Origin of the sequence: Cephaloticoccus primus (assembly GCF_001580015.1) — a bacterium.
Taxonomy (GTDB): domain Bacteria; phylum Verrucomicrobiota; class Verrucomicrobiia; order Opitutales; family Opitutaceae; genus Cephaloticoccus; species Cephaloticoccus primus.
Genome location: NZ_LSZQ01000043.1, coordinates 1 through 3,622, shown reverse-complemented (window position 1 = coordinate 3,622; position 3,622 = coordinate 1). Strand labels below are relative to the sequence as shown.

The following is a 3,622-nucleotide window of genomic DNA, read 5'->3' as shown; positions in this document are numbered from 1 at the left end:
GCGGGCGGCGGCAGGCGGTGCCTGCACCCATTTACTGTGCGGCTTGCTGTCGGGCGTTCCGCCCGACGGAACAAGCCGCACAGTCGGAAATGCCCGACCTCCGGTCGGGCCGGAATTTCTTCGTTAACCAAAAAAACTCGCCCCAGCGGGTTTCCTTTCCATTCGCATTTGATGCCTCATTCCCAGTCGCAACGCGACTGGGGGAAGGCCCGTTAAATTTGCGATTTTGTTCGGGCGCAAAGCGCACGGGCAAAATCGCAAATTCAATGGCACGTGGCGCCCCGCCCCACGCGCAGTGGAGTCTTCGACTCGTTTATCTGGCGAGCCGCTCGTTGGCGGCTCGTCAGCGGTAGCCTCAATCACAGCCCCGCTGCGCCCACAAAAAAGCCTCGGTGGGAAATCCGAGGCTTTTTTGGCGCCGCGCACGTTTTGCGGCGCGGCTGAGGAACGGCTTGTTTGCTTACTGGATGACGACGAGCTCCACGCGGCGATCCATCGCGGCGGTGGCCCGGTCGGCATTGCGCACGGCTTCGAGGCTTCCTTTTGAGAGGGTTTCGAGCCGGTCGGGGGAGATCCCGAGTGTGCCGAGGTACTGGCGGGCGGCGCTCGCACGGCGGTCGCCGAGGCCGAGGTTGTACTCGGCGGTGCCGCGCCAGTCGCAGTGGCCTTCGAGCAGGAGGCGGTGGCCGGGGTTGTTGCGCAGGTAGTCGGCGGCGGCCTGGAGTTTGGCGCGCTCGGAGGGGTTGATCGACGACTTGTCGAAGTCGAAGTAGACGGCCTCCAGCACGCCGCGGATTTGGCCATTGAGGTCGAAGCCCGCTCCGCGTCCTTCGAGCCCCGTGCCGGGTGCGAGCAGCGAAACGTCGAGCGGATCCAGCGAGGAGCCGTAGCCGCCGCCGCTGCCGCCGCCCATGACCGTCGCGCTCGGGTCGGGCCGCTTTGGCTTTTTCTGGCAACCGCTGAAGAGGGCTGCGCCACTGAGCAGGACGAGGAAGATTTTCTTAAAAGCCAAAGAGTTCATTGCGGTGTCCCGAGCGGAAATACGGGTAAAAACGAGTTGGGAGGTGGTGGGTTGACAGGGACTCGAACCCTGAACCAATTGATTAAAAGTCAACTGCTCTACCATTGAGCTATCAACCCATGCGGGAGGGAAGGGCGGACTAGATTTTTGCCCCAAAGCTATGGCAAGCACTTTCTGGGAAGTGGCTTCGGAAGGGCCGAAAAAAGGCCCGGTGATTGACCGCTTGGGGCCGCTCACTTATCGCCTGCAACCCACTGCATGAGCCGCCTGTCGCAAACCGAATCAAATGAAGGAACTTTAGAGAAATATGCTGGTCAGGGCGGCGCACAACGCATGACAGCCAAAGCACAAGAGGTCGCACTGGATCGGCTGCTCGTCGATCGATTCAAGAACGGGGATCAGTCTGCTTTCGACGAGATGGTGAGCCGCTACTGGGCCCGCATCTACGCGATGGTTCACCAGCTTTTGCGCAATACGGAGGACGCGGAGGAGGTGACCCAAGACGCGTTTATCCGCGCGCACCGGGGCCTGCCGAAGTTTCGCGGCGACTCGGCTTTTTCCACCTGGCTGTACCAGATCGCGACCAACCTGGCGCGAAACCGCTACTGGTACTGGTGGCGGCGCAAGCGCGACAAAAGCCTCTCCTTTGAGCAGCCTCTGGGGCCCGAGGGTAATATTACGCTCGCGGACGTGCTTCCCGCCCAGGTGGAAACTCCAGATGATATCGCGGTGACCCAGGAGTTTGTGGATCGGATCGGGCAAGCGATGGAAAAGCTGGGCAGCAAGCACCGCGAGATCCTCGTCCTGCGAAATGTCAGGAACCTCTCTTACGAGGAAATCGCTGCGGTCCTGAAAATCTCTGTCGGTACAGTTAAAAGCCGGATCGCCCGTGCTCGCGAGAGCCTGCGGGCGCACCTCGGCGAAGATTTCTCCTCAAAACAGCGCTAACGATGATCAGCGAAAAAAAATTTATCGAGCTACTGAATCTCTACCTCGACCACGAAATCAGCGCCGAGCAGGTGCGGGTGCTGGAGGCGGAGATCCGGCGCGACCCCGCCCGACATACGCTCTACCGGCAGTACTGCGCGATGCACCGCGGCTGTCTGGAGCTGGGCAGCACCTTTGCGGCGAAAGAGGAGCGCGCGCCCGAGCTGCTTTCGCACACGCGCGAGCTGGCGCAAGGCTTGCGGCGTACAAGTTTGGGCTGGGGCGCCTGGGCGGGCGGTGTGGGCCTCGCGGCAGCCTGCGGTGCGCTCGCCTTTTTCGTTTTCCAGGGCGACGACCGCTCGGGCCACCACCTGCGCGAGTTTGAGGAGGAGCAGCGGTCGATCCCGACTCCGATTTCGGCAGCCCCAGCCGTCCTCGTTTCCGCGCCCGCCCTCGCGCCCCAGGCCGAGACGCAAGCGCCGGCGCGTGCTTCTTTCGCCAGCGCGAGGGCGGCCACTCGCACAGTGGCTCCTGCCTCCTCTGCCGTTTTCTCGCCGGCTGCATCGGCTCCGGTTGCGCCAGTGCAGGTTTTGGCGGCCACGGCTTCGGCTCCCGTTTCGGCGAGGCCCGCTGTGGCGACACCCGCCCCGACACTGCGCCGGCTTCATCCGGTTTACAGCCCGGGTTTTCCCCGAAGCGCCCCAGAACTGAGATTTGGGCAGCATTCACCCTTTTTCTATGCGGCTGCACTGCCCCGGGCGGCTGTTGCCAATGGGCACCTGGAATGGGCGGCCCTCATCAATCCCGATGCGATAGACATCGCGCGTGCGCGGCGTCAGTTCCCCAGCTTTCAGGTCCAACCCGCAGTCGCCCCAAGCGCGCACCTGTACCGCCGCCCGGAGGCAGACGCCCCCGAAGCAGTGCCGCACGTGGAGCCCTTGCGCTTTCAGTTTCAGCGCTAGATCTCCGGGCCTGGGGATCGGGCGGAGTCCGGCGAGGCAACGGCTCGCCGCCCATAAAACCGGTCGAAGACCGCGAGCCGCCACCGGGCGGCCCGCCAAAAAGGAGAGCCGAAGACTCCTTGCGGGGCGGCTGGGGCGTGCTAGCTTCCGCGCACGAAAGGAAAGACACCGCCATGCCGCTCCACGCGCAGTGGGGAAGCTGGAAAAGCGTGTGCCACCGAGTTGCTGCCGCGCGTTTGGCCTTAGCTCAGGGCTTCTTTGATGAGGCTTTCGGTGGTGGCGGCAGCCCCGAGTTTGAGGGCGGCGGTGCGCACGGCTTTGTCGGCCTCGGCGGGTTTGTAGCCGAGTGCGGAGAGGGCGAGTACGGCGTCGCGATGGGCACTGCCAGCAGCGTTTGCGCCTGCGCTCGCGTCTGAGCCGTCTTCGCCTGCGCTTCCTGTGCCGAGGGCTGCGGTTGGAAAGCCGCCGCCCGGCACGCCGACCTTGCCCTTGAGCTCAATCACGAGTCGCTCGGCGGTTTTTTTGCCGATGCCGGGGCATTTGGCGAGCAGCGGCACATCGGCGGCGGCGATTGCGGTCTGGAGCGCGGGCAGCGAGAGCTTGCTCATGATCGTGAGCGCGACCTTGGGGCCGACGCCTTTTACGTGCTCGATCATGAGGCGGAAAAAGTCGCGCTCTTCGGGGCTCGCGAAACCGTAGAGCGTCTGCGCGT

General features: G+C 63.9%; 4 protein-coding genes and 1 tRNA gene. 2 read left to right on the top strand and 3 right to left on the bottom strand.

Features of this window, described 5'->3' with window-relative positions; genetic code table 11:
- Positions 1-460 precede the first annotated feature (460 nt).
- Entirely contained in the window at positions 461-1,012 is a 552-nt protein-coding gene (locus tag AXK11_RS05610) for an OmpA family protein (RefSeq protein WP_197456818.1), read from the bottom strand.
- 53 nt (positions 1,013-1,065) lie between these two features.
- Positions 1,066-1,140: transfer RNA gene (locus tag AXK11_RS05605), tRNA-Lys, on the bottom strand.
- 214 nt (positions 1,141-1,354) lie between these two features.
- Between AXK11_RS05605 and AXK11_RS05600 the strand changes: the two genes are divergently transcribed.
- Together AXK11_RS05600 and AXK11_RS05595 are read left to right on the top strand one after the other, a co-directional pair.
- Positions 1,355-1,969 carry an RNA polymerase sigma factor gene (locus tag AXK11_RS05600; RefSeq protein ID WP_068630164.1) on the top strand — a complete coding sequence of 205 codons (615 nt, stop codon included), beginning with the start codon at positions 1,355-1,357 and terminating at the stop codon, positions 1,967-1,969.
- 2 nt (positions 1,970-1,971) lie between these two features.
- On the top strand, positions 1,972-2,910 hold the full coding sequence (locus AXK11_RS05595) for a hypothetical protein (protein WP_068630162.1): 939 nt from the start codon (positions 1,972-1,974) through the stop codon (positions 2,908-2,910).
- A 242-nt stretch (positions 2,911-3,152) separates the two neighbouring features.
- Here AXK11_RS05595 and ruvA read toward each other — a convergent pair.
- Positions 3,153-3,622, bottom strand: a 470-nt coding sequence (ruvA, locus tag AXK11_RS05590) for a Holliday junction branch migration protein RuvA (protein WP_068630160.1), incomplete at its 5' end; no start/stop codon positions are given.